This is a genomic window from Glaciihabitans sp. UYNi722 (assembly GCF_040549465.1).
In the GTDB taxonomy this organism is placed as follows: Bacteria; Actinomycetota; Actinomycetes; order Actinomycetales; family Microbacteriaceae; genus Lacisediminihabitans.
On record NZ_JBEPTL010000003.1, the window covers coordinates 11,766 to 27,895 of the forward strand.

The 16,130-nt window shown below is 62.0% G+C and carries 16 protein-coding genes and 1 pseudogene; 6 read left to right on the plus strand and 11 right to left on the minus strand.

The annotated features are described in order from the left end of the window. Nucleotides 1-129 precede the first annotated feature (129 nt). From ABIB56_RS02590 to ABIB56_RS02605, 4 genes are all read left to right on the plus strand, one after another. Entirely contained in the window at nucleotides 130-1,287 is a 1,158-nt protein-coding gene (locus tag ABIB56_RS02590) for an inorganic phosphate transporter (RefSeq protein WP_354567299.1), read from the plus strand. Next, nucleotides 1,284-1,484, plus strand: coding sequence for a hypothetical protein (locus tag ABIB56_RS02595; protein WP_354567301.1), 201 nt, complete (start codon nucleotides 1,284-1,286; stop codon nucleotides 1,482-1,484). The genes ABIB56_RS02590 and ABIB56_RS02595 overlap by 4 nt, the downstream gene beginning before the upstream one ends. Nucleotides 1,485-1,636: 152 nt before the next feature. Next, nucleotides 1,637-3,142 (plus strand): aspartate ammonia-lyase, encoded by a 1,506-nt coding sequence (locus ABIB56_RS02600; RefSeq protein WP_354567302.1) that lies wholly within the window; start codon nucleotides 1,637-1,639, stop codon nucleotides 3,140-3,142. 42 nt (nucleotides 3,143-3,184) lie between these two features. Continuing rightward, nucleotides 3,185-4,381, plus strand: a complete 1,197-nt coding sequence (locus tag ABIB56_RS02605) for a hypothetical protein (protein WP_354567304.1) — start codon at nucleotides 3,185-3,187, stop codon at nucleotides 4,379-4,381. Here ABIB56_RS02605 and ABIB56_RS02610 read toward each other — a convergent pair. From ABIB56_RS02610 to ABIB56_RS02620, 3 genes are all read right to left on the minus strand, one after another. Beyond that, the gene (locus tag ABIB56_RS02610) at nucleotides 4,368-4,598 is read right to left on the minus strand and encodes a hypothetical protein (protein WP_354567305.1); all 231 of its coding nucleotides are present in this window, start codon (nucleotides 4,596-4,598) and stop codon (nucleotides 4,368-4,370) included. The genes ABIB56_RS02605 and ABIB56_RS02610 overlap by 14 nt on opposite strands. Nucleotides 4,599-4,601: 3 nt before the next feature. Continuing rightward, nucleotides 4,602-7,283, minus strand: coding sequence for a valine--tRNA ligase (valS, locus tag ABIB56_RS02615; RefSeq protein WP_354567307.1), 2,682 nt, complete (start codon nucleotides 7,281-7,283; stop codon nucleotides 4,602-4,604). Between the two features lie 188 nt (nucleotides 7,284-7,471). Then, on the minus strand, nucleotides 7,472-8,872 hold the full coding sequence (locus tag ABIB56_RS02620; protein WP_354567308.1) for an HNH endonuclease signature motif containing protein: 1,401 nt from the start codon (nucleotides 8,870-8,872) through the stop codon (nucleotides 7,472-7,474). 481 nt (nucleotides 8,873-9,353) lie between these two features. Between ABIB56_RS02620 and ABIB56_RS02625 the strand changes: the two genes are divergently transcribed. Together ABIB56_RS02625 and ABIB56_RS02630 are read left to right on the plus strand one after the other, a co-directional pair. After that, on the plus strand, nucleotides 9,354-9,680 hold the full coding sequence (locus ABIB56_RS02625) for a hypothetical protein (protein WP_354567309.1): 327 nt from the start codon (nucleotides 9,354-9,356) through the stop codon (nucleotides 9,678-9,680). Between the two features lie 245 nt (nucleotides 9,681-9,925). Further along, entirely contained in the window at nucleotides 9,926-10,270 is a 345-nt protein-coding gene (locus ABIB56_RS02630) for a hypothetical protein (RefSeq protein WP_354567310.1), read from the plus strand. Between the two features lie 174 nt (nucleotides 10,271-10,444). On the opposite strand, the gene ABIB56_RS02635 is transcribed toward ABIB56_RS02630, so the two are convergent. The 8 genes and pseudogenes from ABIB56_RS02635 to ABIB56_RS02670 all read right to left on the minus strand — a co-directional run bounded on the left by ABIB56_RS02635 (nucleotide 10,445) and on the right by ABIB56_RS02670 (nucleotide 16,126). Further along, nucleotides 10,445-10,780 carry a hypothetical protein gene (locus tag ABIB56_RS02635; RefSeq protein WP_354567312.1) on the minus strand — a complete coding sequence of 112 codons (336 nt, stop codon included), beginning with the start codon at nucleotides 10,778-10,780 and terminating at the stop codon, nucleotides 10,445-10,447. A gap of 20 nt (nucleotides 10,781-10,800) precedes the next feature. Then, on the minus strand, nucleotides 10,801-11,109 hold the full coding sequence (locus ABIB56_RS02640; protein WP_354567313.1) for a hypothetical protein: 309 nt from the start codon (nucleotides 11,107-11,109) through the stop codon (nucleotides 10,801-10,803). 345 nt (nucleotides 11,110-11,454) lie between these two features. Beyond that, nucleotides 11,455-12,146: pseudogene (locus ABIB56_RS02645) on the minus strand (fumarylacetoacetate hydrolase family protein). 200 nt (nucleotides 12,147-12,346) lie between these two features. After that, the gene (locus tag ABIB56_RS02650) at nucleotides 12,347-13,027 is read right to left on the minus strand and encodes a polysaccharide deacetylase family protein (RefSeq protein ID WP_354567314.1); all 681 of its coding nucleotides are present in this window, start codon (nucleotides 13,025-13,027) and stop codon (nucleotides 12,347-12,349) included. Continuing rightward, entirely contained in the window at nucleotides 13,024-13,296 is a 273-nt protein-coding gene (locus tag ABIB56_RS02655) for a hypothetical protein (protein ID WP_354567315.1), read from the minus strand. Before ABIB56_RS02655 ends, ABIB56_RS02650 begins: the two co-directional genes overlap by 4 nt. Before the next feature lie 133 nt (nucleotides 13,297-13,429). After that, nucleotides 13,430-14,188, minus strand: a complete 759-nt coding sequence (locus ABIB56_RS02660) for a DeoR/GlpR family DNA-binding transcription regulator (RefSeq protein WP_354567316.1) — start codon at nucleotides 14,186-14,188, stop codon at nucleotides 13,430-13,432. A 2-nt stretch (nucleotides 14,189-14,190) separates the two neighbouring features. Beyond that, nucleotides 14,191-15,222, minus strand: coding sequence for a D-2-hydroxyacid dehydrogenase (locus tag ABIB56_RS02665; RefSeq protein ID WP_354567317.1), 1,032 nt, complete (start codon nucleotides 15,220-15,222; stop codon nucleotides 14,191-14,193). Nucleotides 15,223-15,232: 10 nt separating this feature from the next. After that, a complete protein-coding gene (locus tag ABIB56_RS02670; RefSeq protein WP_354567318.1) occupies nucleotides 15,233-16,126 on the minus strand; it encodes a carbohydrate ABC transporter permease in 894 nt (297 codons plus the stop codon). Between the last annotated feature and the right edge of the window lie 4 nt (nucleotides 16,127-16,130).

Here is a 16,130-nt window from a genome sequence, read left to right on the forward strand (position 1 = left end):
TAGTGGGAAACCACCTTCCAGCGCATTCCCCCCTTTCTCGTGCCGTGGCGGGACTTGACGACGAGGTGCTGGCTGGCGCGTTAACCTCCTGCTTGCCTCCCGTTCACCTTCCTGTAAGACTCATCCGCAGTGGACATCTCGCTCATGGTCGCGCTGGTCATCGCACTGGCTCTCCTCTTTGACTTCACCAACGGTTTTCACGACACCGCCAACGCCATGGCCACCCCCATCGCGACGGGCGCGCTGAAGCCCAAGGTGGCCGTTGCCATTGCCGCAGTTCTCAACCTCGTCGGCGCATTCCTCTCGACCGAAGTTGCCAGAACCGTCTCCGGCGGCCTGATCCGTGAAGGCCATAACGGCATCCAGATCACACCGGTGATGATCTTCGCCGGTCTGATCGGCGCGATCCTCTGGAATCTGGTCACCTGGCTGCTCGGCCTACCGTCGAGTTCCAGTCACGCCCTGTTCGGCGGGCTCATCGGCGCGGCCATCGTCGGTGCGGGCTTCGGATCCATCGACCTGTCGGTGCTGCTCTCCAAGATCGTCTTCCCCGCGCTTCTGGCGCCGGTCACGGCTGGGCTGGTGGCGTTCATCGCCACGCGTATCGCCTACTCGGTCACCAAGAAGAAGCAGCGCGGGGGATTCCGCTACGGCCAGATGTTTACCTCATCGCTCGTCTCTCTCGCGCACGGCACCAACGATGCCCAGAAGACCATGGGTGTCATCACCCTCACCCTCATTGCGGCCGGATACCAGGGCACCGGCACCGGGCCGGAACTCTGGGTCATCGTGGTCTGCGCGCTGGCAATCGCACTCGGCACCTATACGGGCGGTTGGCGCATCATCCGCACCCTCGGCAAAGGCCTGACCGAGATCGAGCCCGGCCAGGGTTTCGCCGCCGAGGTCGCGACGACAGCGACGATCCTGGCCTCCACCCACCTCGGCTTCGCCCTCTCTACAACGCAGGTCGCCTCCGGTTCCGTGATCGGCACCGGTATCGGTCGTAAGGGTGCATCCGTGCGATGGAAGACTGCGGGCCGCATCGCTATCGGCTGGCTCATCACCATTCCGGCGGCGATTCTGGTGGGCGCGCTCGCCTCCTGGATCGCTCTCTCCGGCCTTATCGGCATCATCGCGGATGCCGTGGTCGCCGCAGGCGTGATCACCTGGATCTTCGTCTACTCCCGTCGCAATCGCGTCGATGCGACTCATGTGCAGGTCGAGCCGACGGCTTTCGTTCGACCGAAGAAGCGCAAGTCGGCCAGGACCGGAGGTGCTGCGCGATGATCGACTGGCTCAGTTTTCTCACGGTTCTCGTGGTCGCCATCGTTTCGGCCAGCGTCATCGTGTTCCTGTTCTCCGTCGGCCTGCGCTTGGTCGCCGTCGAGGGCGGATGGCATCGTCCGGTCGGAGTCGTGTCGTTTGTTCTGTGCGCGCTGCTGATTCTCTTCGGGGTGTATTTGATCATCCCCGGCCTGCACTGATTCGCTCCGACCTCGCTGCGACTTCTCTGCGACGAATTTCTCTCCGGAATCTCTGCCCGGCATCCATTCAGGGCACGGTGCTCCGCACGAGTAGAGTCGTTGTCGTCACCAAGCCACAAGCGATCTGACCAGGCAGTGGAGCCACAAACACCATGACGAATACCGCACCGAACGCCGTACCAACGACCGCAGAACTGCCCGTCGTCGAATCAACCGCGCGCACCAGGACGGAGAGCGATTCGCTCGGATCGATGGAGATCCCTGCCGACGCCTACTGGGGCGTCCACACGGCGCGTGCGCTGGAGAATTTTCCGATCACGCGTCGGCCGATCTCCGTGTATCGGGACCTCATCCGCGCTCTGGCCAGAGTCAAGCAGGCTGCCGCTCGTGCCAATAAGGAACTGGGTGTTCTCGACCCGGCGAAAGCCGACCTGATCGAACGCGTCTGCGAGGAGATCGTCGGGGGAGCGCTGCACGACGAATTCGCCGTCGGGGTGATCCAGGGCGGCGCAGGCACGTCGACGAACATGAACACCAACGAGGTCATCGCCAATCGCGCTCTCGAAATCCTCGGATACGAGTTCGGCGACTACGAGCACTTCCACCCTATCGACGACGTCAACCGCAGCCAGAGCACGAACGACGTGTATCCCACAGCCATCAAGCTCGCCATGGTTTTCGGCGTCAAGCGACTTCTCGAAGAGCACCGCAAACTGACAGTGTCCTTCGCGAATAAGGGCATCGAGTTCGCCGACGTGCTCAAGGTTGGACGCACCCAGCTCCAGGATGCTGTGCCGATGACCCTCGGGCAGGAGTTCAGCGGTTTCGCCCACACCCTCACCGAAGACTTCGACAGGCTGAGCGAGACCGTCCCGTGGCTCAACGAGATCAACATGGGCGCGACGGCCATCGGCACCGGCATCACCGCCGACCCGCGTTATGCGGAGGCTGTCTGCCGGCACCTCACCGAGATCACCGGAATCCCGATGGAGACAGCACCCGACCTCATCGAGGCGACATCCGACGCCGGAATCTTCATGACGGTGAGCGGAACCCTCAAGCGCGCGGCGGTGAAGCTCTCCAAGATCTGCAATGACCTCCGGTTGCTTTCCAGCGGTCCCCAGGCCGGGTTCGGTGAGATCAACCTTCCCCCGCGCCAGGCCGGGTCGTCGATCATGCCGGGCAAGGTCAACCCGGTGATCCCCGAGGTGGTCAACCAGGTCGCCTTCAGCGTGATCGGGGCGGATGCCACTGTCACGGCCGCAGCGGAAGCCGGCCAGTTGCAGCTCAACGCCTTCGAACCGGTGATTGCGCACATGATCCTGCAGTCGCTCGCCTGGATGACCAACGCCTGCTACACGCTCAGGGTCAACTGTGTCGACGGCATCACCGCCAACACCTCGCGACTCACCGCCCAGGTCGAGTCGTCGGTGGGGGTCGTCACAGCGTTGACGCCGTACATCGGGTACGCGGCATCCGCAGCTCTTGCTCACACCGCTCTGACGACCAATTCTTCGATCGCCGATCTTGTCGTGGCGGCAGAACTGATGACTCCCGAGGAGGTCGCGCGGGTGCTCTCGCCCGGTCGTCTGAGCGGACTGGTGCCGGTCACCGGTGTCATCAACATCGTGCGGCCCGCTCTCACCGACCAGGAGTAGCCGGGATTGTTCCCCGTGGCGGCCACGCGTAGGGTCGTGTGCATGCGGGGTAAATGGATCGTACGTGGCCTCACGACAGTTGTCGCGGCCGTTGCTATTGCGGCCCTGATATCGACTGGTGCAGCAGGTGCCGCGCCGGCGGATATCGGCAGCTATCCGGCCTGGACGAAGACAGCGGCCGGGCAGTTCAGCGGTACGTTTCCGGCTGCCGCCGCTTTCCCGAATGCGACAGTGGCAACGAATGACACGGGAGCTTCGGTGGCATCCGGCAAGTCCGCATTCCTCGGTGCGACGACCGGATGGGGGCAGACTTTCGGATCCAGCCGCCTCCAGCCGTACATCACCATCGCGAGTCTCGGTCAGACCAACGCGTCGACGAGCACCGTCACTTTCGATTCGGCGACGCCTGTCGGGTGGGGATTCGCGGTCGGAGATATCGACGCGGACTACGTCACCATCAGCGCTACCGGACCGGGCGGGCCGCTCGATTCGACGCAACTGGGCGCCCGGAACACGAACAACAACCCCGTTCTCAACTACTGTCTCAATGCTTCGCCCAAACCGAGCACGTGCGGACCGGGGAACAACTTCACCGATGTGCCCGCCTGGTGCCCAGCGACCGCAATGGGCGTGCCATGCGATGGCAAGCCGGCCAACTCCGTCGTGGGGCACTCCCTCGACAGCTCTGGCGCCTACGACTGGTTCGTTCCCACGGTGCCGGTGACGAGTATGACGCTGACCTTCACCCCGCTCAGCGGACTGCCGAACTTCCAGCTCTGGATCGTGGCGCCGACACCCGCGACCACCGTAACGGGAACGATTGTGCTACCCAACGAGCCGGCCCCGCCCGCCGGCACGCAGGTCGCGTTGCTCGACTCGACGGGCGCGGCCGTCCCCAACATCCAGGGCGACCCTGTCAGCAGTCCCGTCGCGCCCGACGGCAGCTTCCGTCTCGACACGGCGAATGGTGACTACGAGCTCGCCGCGGTCGTGCCAACGGGCTTCACCGCTCCGGCTCCTGTTCCGTTTACCGCGAACAGCGTCGACGTCGACCTCGGCACTCTCGCCATCTCGGCGGCACCGGTCGTCGTGCCGCCGGTCGTCGCGCCCGCGGGCGACCCTGAACTCGCGCCCACCGGTGCCAATGCCGTTCCGCTGCTGCTCACCGGATCAGGCGTGATCCTACTCGGTCTGCTTCTGGTTGGGGCTTCCCGACGCCGACGGACTACTCGGCAGTAGCGCTGATCACGAAGGCTTCGCCGCCTGTATAGCGGATCACTGTTCCGTCATCAAGTTCGACGACGGGGTTGCCCTCCAGCCAGGTGAGGGTCCAGCGCCACTGGCTGGTATCCACGTCGAGGAGTTCCGCCTCCACGCCAGCGACCGCATCCACGACAACCTGTGGCAGTTTGGATGGCGCCTCAGCGCCCACCGCCCACCGTGTACCGAGTTGCATGATCTAGTCCTTCTTTTCAGCAAGTGAATGTTCGGTGAGTGAATGTTCGGCGAGTACGACATCCGTCACCGCGATCTGGTCACCCTCGACGAAGTTGAGTTGCGCTATGCGCCCCACGGCTTTGAGGTCGTCCGCCGCAAGCTGCAGCAGGGCGGGACCGGTGATTGTGGCGGATATCACTTCGGCTTTCTGGGAAGCCTTGGCATCGGTCTTCGCCCGACGGATGCCGATGAGGGCTTCCCCGACGACGCCGAGCAGTCCGCTCGGTTCCGTCTCGATCGCCACTGTCGGCCACGCTGCTGTGTGCACAGAACCTTCGTGGGTCCATGACCAGACCTCTTCGGTTGCGAACGGAATGAACGGTGCGAACAGGCGCAGCATGGTGTCGATGCCGCTGCGGAGGGCGTGCACAGCCGAGGACTGCTCGGCTGGCGTCGCGGCTCCGTAGGCGCGTTCTTTCACGAGTTCGAGGTAGTCGTCGCAGAAAGTCCAGAAGAACTTCTCCGTCGTCTCCAGCGCGCGCGCATGGTCGAATTCGTCGAGGGCGCTGGTGGCGGCGGCGACGACTCGGTCGAGTTCAGCGAGCACGTCTACATCCAGCGGATTGGTTATTGAGGTTATCGAACCGGCCGCGTTGTGGTCGTGCCCGTCGATGGGCTCGCTCCCGTCGGTGCCCTCGCTCCTTTCGACTGGCTCAGGGAGCGGGAAGGAGTATACGAACTTCGCCGCGTTGAGTACCTTGATGGCAAGGCGACGCCCGATCTTGATCTGCTTCGGGTTCTGCGGATCGAAGGCCGCATCTGTGCCAAGCCGACTGGACGCCGCCCAGTAGCGCACGGCATCCGAGCCATGGTCGTCAAGCATTGCGGCCGGCGTGACCACGTTGCCCTTGGACTTCGACATCTTCTTGCGGTCGGGGTCGACGATGAAGCCAGAGATGCCGGCGTTCTTCCACGGGATCGTGCCGTGCTCGAGCTCCGCGCGCAGCACGGTGGAGAACAGCCAGGTGCGGATGATGTCCTGCCCCTGGCTTCGCAGGGAGTAGGGAAACACCAGGTCGAAGAGTTCAGGGTCGCGCTCCCAGCCGCCAGCGATCTGGGGAGTCAGGGAGGAGGTGGCCCAGGTGTCCATGATGTCGACCTCGCCGACGAAGCCGCCTGTCGCGCCGCGCTGGCTTTCATCGTAGCCGGGAGGGGTCGCGGAGGAAGGGTCGATCGGGAGTGCGTCCTCCGACGGCACGATCACCGCGCCTTTCTCGCCCTCGGAATCGAGTTCGTACCAGACCGGGATCGGCACGCCGAAGAATCGCTGACGGGAGATCAGCCAGTCGCCGGTGAGGCCGCCGACCCAGTTGTCGTAGCGTACCCGCATGAAATCGGGGGCGAAATTGATCTCCCGGCCACGCTCCAGCAGGGTTTCGCGCAGCGTGTCGTCCCGTGCACCGTTGCGGATGTACCACTGGCGCGTCGACACGATCTCGAGAGGCTTGTCACCTTTCTCGAAGAACTTCACGGCGTGGGTGATCGGCTTGGGATCGCCGACGAGTTCGCCGCTGGCCTTGAGTAACTCGACCATCTTCGCTTTGGCGCTGAAAACGGTCTTGCCTGCCAGTTCTGCGTAGGCGGCTGTGGCAACATCCGTCACGATCACGGCGGGTGCGTCGACGACGATGCGTCCGTCGCGTCCGATGATTGTGCGGTTGGGCAGATCGAGTTCACGCCACCAGGTGACGTCGGTGATGTCACCGAAGGTGCAAACCATAGCGATGCCCGAACCCTTGTCTTTCTGGGCGAGGTGGTGGGCGAGCACCGGAACCTCGACCCCGAAAATCGGGGTGGTGACTGTGGTGCCGAACAGATGCTGGTAGCGCTCGTCATCCGGATGCGCCACGAGTGCCACACAGGCGGCGAGCAGTTCAGGACGGGTCGTCTCGACGTGGATGTCGCCATCGGGGTTGTCCGGTGTTGGTGCGCCGTGGAAGGCGAGCCGATGGTAGGCGGCCGGCTGGTCTTTGTCTTCGAGTTCGGCCTGGGCGACGGCGGTACGGAAGGTGATGTCCCACAGCGTCGGAGCGTCGGCCTGGTAGGCCTCGCCGCGGGCGAGGTTGCGCAGGAACGCACGCTGGGCCGCTGTTTGTGCTTCGTCGCCGATGGTGCGGTAGGTCTGCGTCCAGTCGACGGAGAGGCCGAGTTTGCGCCAGACATCCTCGAACTGTTTCTCGTCTTCGATTGTGAGACGCTCGCACAGTTCGATGAAGTTGCGACGACTCACCGGCAGCTGGTCGGCGGCTTTGCTGCTGGCGCTGGATCCGTCGGAATTGGCGCCGCCCTCGAGTGGCGGTGTGAAGGACGGGTCGTGGGGCAGCGACGGGTCGCAGCGCACCCCGTAGTAGTTCTGCACGCGACGTTCGGTGGGCAGTCCGTTGTCGTCCCAGCCCATTGGGTAGAAGATGCTCTTGCCGCGCATCCGCTGGTAGCGGGCGATCAGATCCATGTGGGTGTAGCTGAACACGTGTCCGATGTGCAGGCTGCCGGATGCCGTCGGCGGGGGAGTGTCGATGCTGAAGATGTTCTCGCGTACGGCGCTTGCCCGATCGAATCGGTGGGTGCCGTTGGCCTCCCACGCTGCGTCCCATTTGGCTTCGAGCCCTTCGAGGGCGGGCTTTTCTGGGATGGCAGAGGCCATGATGTTCTCCGATTCGATATATGCGGCACCGAGTCGATGAAGAGGTGCCTGAGTGTAGGTTGCTGGCAATTCTACAGCCGGTCGACACTCGGTCGGGAGTTCGTCCACGGCTGATCCGTCTGCGGGGTGAGGACCGGTCTGCGCCGGAACGGACGATTCATCCACCTGGTCAAGCTAAGCCTCGTGCGTCAGACCACCAGCCGCTCGCTGTCCAGTTGGCGCAGAGCAGCACTCCTGGTTGGCATTGCTCGGAGTGCCTGTGTCGGGTCCTCGCTTTTCGGCGGTCTCAGCCAATAGATTCCGCGTTCGCGCAGTATCTGCCAGTGGTTATTGTGTACGAGCATGTGATGATGTCGACAGAGCAATACACCGTCCGCGATGTCGGTTTTTCCCTGGTCCCGATGCCATTGGTCGACGTGGTGGGCTTCGCACCAGGAGGGCGGTCGATCACAGCCGGGGAAGCGGCATCCACCGTCCCTGGCGCTCAGGCCGACGCGCTGGCGCGTTGTGAACAGCCGCTGGTCTCGACCGACATTCACGCACTGGCCATCGTCGTCGAACTGGATACCGATGACTCCGCGATCGCAGATGTGACGTTCGACAGTCTCTAATGACACCGCGTTCGAGTTGCCTTCGATGAATCCGGGTCCGTTTCGGCTCTCAAGCGCCTCTCGGGTCACCAGCACCCGAACCGATGGTTGGCTTGTCCCGAAGAGCGCCCCGTCGTCTGCCGCAGAAGCGATGCGGACCATGTCGACGAGAGCGTCTGCCGACAGCTGCTCATCGCTGCGTGGATCGGTGAGGATCGCGTCAGCTCGAATCTTCTCGGACCGGTCGATGAACCGGGGTCCACCCCGGCGTGGACTGAGGATGGTGTCGAAGGCGGCAAAGACCTGGCGGCCGTTTTCGGGATCGAGCAGCATCGAGGCCTGATACATGCCGTCGGGTCGGATCCATCGCTTCAGATAGCGGTCGTCGTGCTGCTGCTTCTCGCGACGGGCCACGCCGTCGAAATCCAACTCGTCGCGAAGCTGCCGAGCGCGTCGATAGAGCTGGTCAACCGTGAGGGTTGCCGACTCCTCGATAAGCTGTTCGCTCGCCGCAGCGAGCAATTCGGCGGTGACTGCGGCGTCTGGGCTGCCAAGCCCACGGTAAATCGCGTCGGCGGAATCTGCGGACAGCAAACCGTGCAGTAAGGCGGTAGGGATAGGTGAGTGCGATGGCTCGGTTTCGCCGAGCGAATGGGGCGTTCCGGTCGCCAGCCCAGCCTCATGTTCTGCCATCAGCCCGCCCAATCGGACGAGCTTGCTCGCCTCTGCTCGCGTCGATTGAGCCAGCGACTGGACGAGAGCTTCAGGGCTCGAGTACCCCTTGCGTTGGGCAAGACCGGAGTATCCGATCTCGCGACGAGAACGATGCGCGATCTCGCCTGCGATCAGGGCGCCCAGACGATCGGAGATCCGTCGAAGGGTCGTATGCGCTTGCTGTGCGAGGAGGAGTTGCTCGTCGTCGAGTCGCGAAAATGACGTCGCATTCGGACCGAACGCGACGAGTGCCGCAGCCGGTTCGAGGATGTCTATCGAGGTCAATTCCGTACAATAATTCTCTCGTATTCGAACATATATCGGTCTTACGATTTCAGTGAGATGGGGTTAGCCTGATCCCTTTTTCGAGAGGGCTGCTTGTGAGCGATGATATTGTCGCGTGCTCACGCGGTCATCAGTCGGCCCGCGTCGTCCGGGATGGGGTTCAGCGCTCCGGCGGCCGCGAAAAACCGCGGTGGCGATGTGTGCTCCCAGATGGTTCCTATCACCGGTTTCTTGGGGTGATGAGCAGGACACGCGCAACGGATGAAACGTGTGTGGAGTGCGAGAACCACATCGCTCCGCACCAGGGACCTGTCGCGGCGGCGGAGTTCGAGTATCTCGTGAGAGAGATCGCCGGGCGCTGGTCGATTTGGGCCGCGGTCAGACCTACACGGATGCAGCTAAGCGTGTTCGAGCTCGTGCGAACATTGGCAAGACTGCGAAGTGGCGGGACGTCATCAACGGTCAGACTGTCGCTAAGTGGATGGCGGACTTCGTGCCCGTGGTCGCTACGCGGCACCAGCCAACGGAGTGGCCGGCAGTTCTCATCTTGGACTCGTTGACATTCCACTGGACGGATCCGCTCACCGGAAAGAGCCTGGCCTTGTATTGCATATTTGCCGCGTACGGGTACGACAAGGACGGGTCAAACGGGCGGCTGTGGAAGTTCGAGGCAGTTCCCAGCGGAGACGGTGACGCCTGGGCGGAATTCCTTCGCTCCCTCCCCGGCAGACCGGAGTCGATCGTCTGCGACCAGGACAAATCAATCATCTCGGTGTCAACATCAAATGGGGTGAATGGGCCGCGGTGAATCTCATTCACCACTGCGAACACCATCTCAGCGAACGAGTGAAAGCAGCGTTCAAGAGCGACTCGCTCAAGCCAGGAGATCCTGCCCGAGCGGCATTCAGCGGTGCCTTCAAATCACGGGATAAGTGGGACAAGTTCGAAGCTGAAGTGCATGGCCGGCCGGAGCTGCTGAACACGAACTCGTGGCTGGCACGAAATGCAACATGGATGCGAGGCCAGACGCAAGGGCGATCGAGGATCCCACCGGTGTACTCCAACTCAGCGGTCGAGCAACCGCTTCGAGAGCTTCGCCTGATGCTTCGCCCGAGAGCGTTCGTCTTCCGCAACCGGGCGCGGTTGAACCAGCTCCTCGCCCTCATTCGGCAGGCCTACCTGCGGGTCGACAACGTTGCCGACTATGCCACAGACATAAGGGCATACTTGGATCTGCACCACGGTCATCCCGTGCGAACCTACCGCCAGGCCTACGACGCCCGGACGAACGAGGCCGGAAACACGCTCTTGGCGAGCCTGTGGTCAGCCGAGGCTCAGATCTCGATGCGGGACGCACGCCAACGACGGCAGCTTGCCAAATCCATCCAACAGGGGTGACTGATTCGCACTTGGAATATTGGTGCCGCGCACATGTTGTATTAGGTGTGACGTTGCGGACAAGTGTTTGGTCCGCTATTGTTACATCGGAAACAACGGGAACTGGAACGGCGAAAGCCCTATTCAGGACCCGGGCCCCTTAGGTTCAGCTACGGCACCTGGGGGTTGTTTTGTTTAACCACTGTGGACGGTAAAACCGGGCACTCGCTGCCCCGTCGGTCGATAAACAGCTGTGACTCCGGCGAACGGATCAAACCAGTTTTCGTGCTCGATGAGACGCCGCTGGAAGGTCCAAGCCAGGACATCTGCGCCCCAGAGCAAGGGCTCCGCGTCAGATCCAACATCCCGAATCACGAGATTCGGATACATCACCCTCAACGGTCGAGTCGTCTCATCATCGATCTTCTGCTCGAACGGTCGACGGCGCTCGTACAGCACCGAATCAACACCATGCCGCTCCGCAAGAATCCGGACCATCCCGCGCATGCAAATCCTGCGCGCGTCTTCCAAGCCGGATACCGTCGTCGATTTCAGATCAACCTCGACAACGAGGTCGGCCCGCTCGCGACGTATCCAGAGAAAGCGCGTATCTGCTCAGCATCTCGCTCCTGGTATCTATCCGTCGTGTGCCACTTGCGATAGCCAGCAAGGCGAGCAAATTCGGCTCGAACCGTAGCGACCGCAGCCGAGCCGATCATGAATGCGGTCACCGCATAAAACGGATGACGGACGCCGCTCAGGCGATTTGAGAACGTTTCGTCGACGAAGGCGAGCTTCTTCGGCTTACCGCCGTAATGCCGCTCCAGCCACGAATCCGTGGTTCTCTCAAAATCGGGCACCGGCCAAGACTATCGGCTAGCACAGACACTCCATCCCACCCACAAATGGTCTCAGAGGGCGCAGCCGAACTGGCCATTCACTCGCCAAGGGGATTTCAAAAACTGCGATCTATCTCACTGGAATCGTAAGGCCGACATATATTCGAAGAGAAAGCCAGCAGTCTGTTGAAAGGTTGTCGATGATCACCCTGTGGAGGGGTGGAGGGGTGGAGGGGTGGAGGGGTGGAGGGGTGGAGGGGTGGAGGGGTGGAGGGGTGGAGGGGTGGAGGGGTGGAGGGGTGGAGGGGTGGAAGGATCGCACCTCCATGGGCCTCTGTGGGAATCGGTTTCACAAGACGAGTTCGTTCACCGCGCTGGCAGAACATTCTGCCGCTGCCTGCCGAGACCCTCGATGCCGAGCTCCATCACGTCGCCGGACGGCAGCCAGATCGGAGGGGTGAAGCCCATGCCAACCCCGGGCCGGGTGCCGGTGTTGATGAGGTCGCCGGGCTCGAGTACGAGGAATTGCGATAGATAGTGGACGATGAATAACGGATCGAAAATCATTGTTGACGTCGTCCCAGTCTGGCGGCGAATACCGTTTACGGCCAGCCACATGTCAAGGGACAGCACATCGTCGATTTCGTCGGGAGTGACCAGCCAAGGACCAGCCGGTTGAAAGTCTCGGACGATTTTCCTTTTGACCATTGGCCGTTGCGCTCCATTTGAAAGGCACGTTCGCTTACGTCGTTGACAACCGTGTGGCCGGCGATGACTGCGGCGGCCTCCTCCTCCGTGTCGAGATAACTGGCGCGAGTGCCAATTACGATTCCGAGCTCGACCTCCCAGTCGGGTTTGGTCGATCCGCGCGGGATTCGCACGTCATCATTCGGCCCGATTAGCGTGTTCGGGGACTTTGTAAACAGGATCGGCTCCTCGGGCGCGGCCTGCCCCGTCTCCGCCGCATGGTCACGATAGTTGAGACCGATGCAGAGAATTTGGTGCGGTCGCGCGATGGGCGCACCCACCCGCTGTTCCCCGATCTCAAGCACATCCATGCCATTCGTCAGGCGCTCGGCGACGATCGGGCGAAGACGGTCGAGTCCGCTAACTGTGGGGTCAGTTCCGCCGCTAATCCGGCGCACTTCGATCCCTGCCACCTGTCACGCTTGCCGGTTAAACGACGTCCCGGATTGGATATCTCCCCGCTCGCGAGCGAGTCCTTTCGGTCGCGGGTCGATTGAACTACCTGCGTCGCTTAGGCAATGCGGTGGATCATGGTGTTCCCGATTTGGTATCGGTATCCCGCCGCACGGACGGCGGCGTCGTGTCGATCGTTGAGCCCGTACGCGCTGCCATGTAGCCACACAAATGCGGGCGCTGACTGCCCCGTGACGGCGTCCATGCGCCTCTTCGGTTCGAACACCTCGCGTTGGAGATCTTCATCCGAACTCACCTCGTTAATCCCCACATGCGCGGCCGTGTGTGGCGTTACAACGTGCCGGTTGGATAGTGAAGCGATATCGTCCCACGTCATCGCCAGCCGCGGCAGCCCTAGCTCTTCCTGGACCAAACCGATATTGTGCGAACGGGCGAAGAACTCCTGCTCGGCTGGGGGGCAGTCTACAAACGCTGTGCACACGGGAAACCATGCTGTGATCCCCAGCTCGTCGCAGATCGGGGCGGCAACACTAGCGCTGTTCGCATACCCCTCATAGAAGACGGGGATGAAGGCCTCCCGCTCGGACGGCCAGGTGCCATTTTCAAAGAAATTGTCGAGGTCGGCCAGTGAGAGAGTGTCGTACTGCTCGGCGAGGCTCGAAAGTTCGGTGCGTAAAGCGCCAGCGTGACTGATCGGGGTGTTGTGGTAGTTAATCAGGCGCACGAACTGGCCAGCGTTGAGAGCGTCGGTGTGTCTGGTAAATCCGAGATCGGTCATGCCCGCGGCTCCGTGGCCGGGAGGAGTGCAGGGGGGTCGGCGATGTGCGGCGTGATGCCTGCGAGGTCCGAGTGCACTATCGGAGTAAGGTCGTGCGCGGCGACGACGAGCGCATTGATGACCCCTCCGTTGTCGTCCTCACGCATTGACGGCGCGCACTCGCGCCTCGCACTGTCGACACGTGCGGCGAGCAGCGGTCCAGTTGTTCTGCTTGCCGCGTGAACCACCTTTGGCATGACCCCGCGCTCATCCACTAGGGCTACGATCATCGGGATTCCCTCTCTCTCGCTGGCGCGCGACGCTGCCTCCCTTAAAGTGCTCATGGCGCCGGAAACGGGTTGAAGTGACATGGTGGTGCCTTTCGGGGTCGCGGGGGCGGCGTGCGTTTTGGGTCGAAATCAGTCAGACAAGGCGCACATCGACCCCGGCTGCGATGAGCGACTCGACCTCATTGGTCGGTGCCTGCGAATCAGTGATGAGGGTGGTGATCTGCTCTACTTTGGCAAGACGCACCGGACCACGCTGGCGGAATTTGCTGCTATCCACCATGACGACGATGTGCGAGAGCCCACTGAGCATGCGGCGATCCGTGCTTGCCTCGTGTACCGAAGCGCCAGACAGCCCTAGCGACGCGTCGACGCCATATGCGCCGACGAAGGCTTGACTAACATCGAACTCTTCGAGTGTGCGCTCGCCGAGCGGACCAAGCAAGGAGAGTTCACCCGGCCGGAGAATGCCTCCAAGAACAACCACCGTCACCGCTGGTAGCCGGGAGAGCGACAGCGCGATGTTCAGCCCGTTCGTTACGACGGTAAGGCCCTGGTGCGACGCAAGTGCGGGAATCATCGAATCTGTCGTTGTGCCACCGGTAATGAGGATCGTGGAATTGTCGAGCACCAATTCAGCGGCGGCGGCCCCGATTTTCCGCTTCTCTGCTTCGTGCTCGGTAACGCGACTCGAGAACGAGCTCTCGACATCTGAGTCGAGCAGGCTTGCACCGCCATGCACTCGCGTCAGCAGCCCCTGCTCGTCCATCTCCCGCAGGTCACGTCGGATCGTCGACGCGCTTACTCCGATCGCTTCGGCGAGTTCGTTGACTTTCCCCGCACCTCGGGAACGCATCTGCCGCAGCACTTCGCGCTGGCGTTCATACGTCAACATGTTCAGTACCCCTGCGAGCGATCTACGACGTTCATCAGGGGCTGCCCTTCCGTAAACCTGCGCAGGTTTTCCGTTACAAGTTCTATCACCTGTCTCGAGTACTGGGGCGCGAAACCGCTGACGTGCGGGGTGACGAACACTGTGGGTTCGTTCCACCACGGATGCTCCGGGCCGAGGGGCTCGTCGTCGAAAACGTCGAGCACCGCGCCGGCAATTTGTCCTGAGCGCAAGCCCGCCCGCAGAGCCTCCTCGTCGATGATGCCGCCGCGCGCGACATTTACGACGACCGCACCCGGCTTCAGAGCGGTCACGGCGGCGGCGTCGATGAGATTAGCTGTCGCGGCTGTCAGGGGAACCACTATGACAAGGTAGTCGGCGCGCGGCAGCACGCTCATGAGGAGGTCCGTGCCAACAAGTTCAATGTCGGCCTGGCTTGTGTTCGGCGCAAAATCAAAAAATTGGTCAGACTGTTCGGGCGCCGCAACCCCGGTGCGACTGACGCCGACCACGCTCATACCGAGGGTGTCTGCGATGCGGCCGATCTCGCGGCCGATACGGCCATAGCCGACAATCACGAGCGTGGAACCCCGCAGCGGGGCAGGCAGCATCCGACGCCACCGCTCTGACGGAGACGGCCATTGGCGGGTGTCGCGAACTTCGAGCAGTTCCGGCAGGCGGTGTGCCATCCCGAGGATCGACCAGATCACGTATTCCGCAAGTGGCACGGGCGAGATGCCACCGATAGTGGTCAATACGGCGGAAGAGTTCCAGATCGGGTGCGGCCGCACATGGTCGACCCCGGAAGTGTCAAGCTGGATCCACTGCAGTCGCGGCACATATTCGGGACGCGGAAGCACACTCGATGTATGCAAGACGTCAACCTGCGCCCAGACCTCAGGGGGCACATCCGCTGCGTCGTTTGCGGTGATTTGAACAATCTCGACGCTATTCGCAGCCGCTCCAAATTGAGAGAGCACCTCATCGTCGAAGGCAAGGGTCGAGAGATAGTTGATTTTGGCGTTGCCGCTGAACACGTGAGTCTCCTTACTTGATTCCTGAACGCGAGAGACCCTCGACGAAATATTTTTGGAAGGCGATGAAGAGGATCACCACGGGCAAGATCATGAGCAGGTTCATTGCCATGATTGCCCCGTAATTGGACGTGTACTGTCCCTGAAGGTTCGAGACCAGCCCGATCGGCAGGGTGAACAGGTTCTGGTCTCCCGATAATGCGACCAGTGGCCAGCCGAATGCATTCCATTCGCCCATAAAAGTGAGGAGCACGAGCACGGCGATGAGGGGTTTGCACAGCGGCAAGACCACCGAGAGGAAGGTCCGAAAGTGTCCCGCGCCGTCTACTCGGGCCGCTTCGACGAGCTCGTCAGGTATTGCGATGAAGAATTGTCGGGCGAGGAACACCCCGAAGATAACCGCACTTTCCGGCAGGATGACCGACCAGATGTTGCCGTAGAGACCGAGCGCGATCGAGAGCTTGAACTGCGGAACGATGATCGCCTGGGCGGGGATCATCATCGTCGAGAGCAAGATGAGGAAGAGCGGGTTGCGTCCACGGAATCTCAACTTCGCGAACGCATAGCCGGCGAGTAGGTTGCATACGACCGTGATTGCAGTTGTCAGAACGGCGATGACCAGCGAGTTTGAAAACCATTGGCCTACCGGGAATTTGATGAACGGTGCGGTGAAGTTCTCGAACGTGAAGGTGCGCGGGAAAAGGTGGAGGCCCGGGGCGTACATGTCCGCGCGGGTGGAGAAGGCAGTCACGATCATCCAGTAGAGGGGGAAGAACATCACGAGGCTGATGATGATCGCGACCGTAATTTTCAGCGCGGTGAAGTTGCGGCGCCGGCGAGGAATGGGGGGCTGGGTAACCTGCTCATCAGGTGTGGCTGCGGTGTCGAAGGTGTTGGCGAGTGTCATGGTG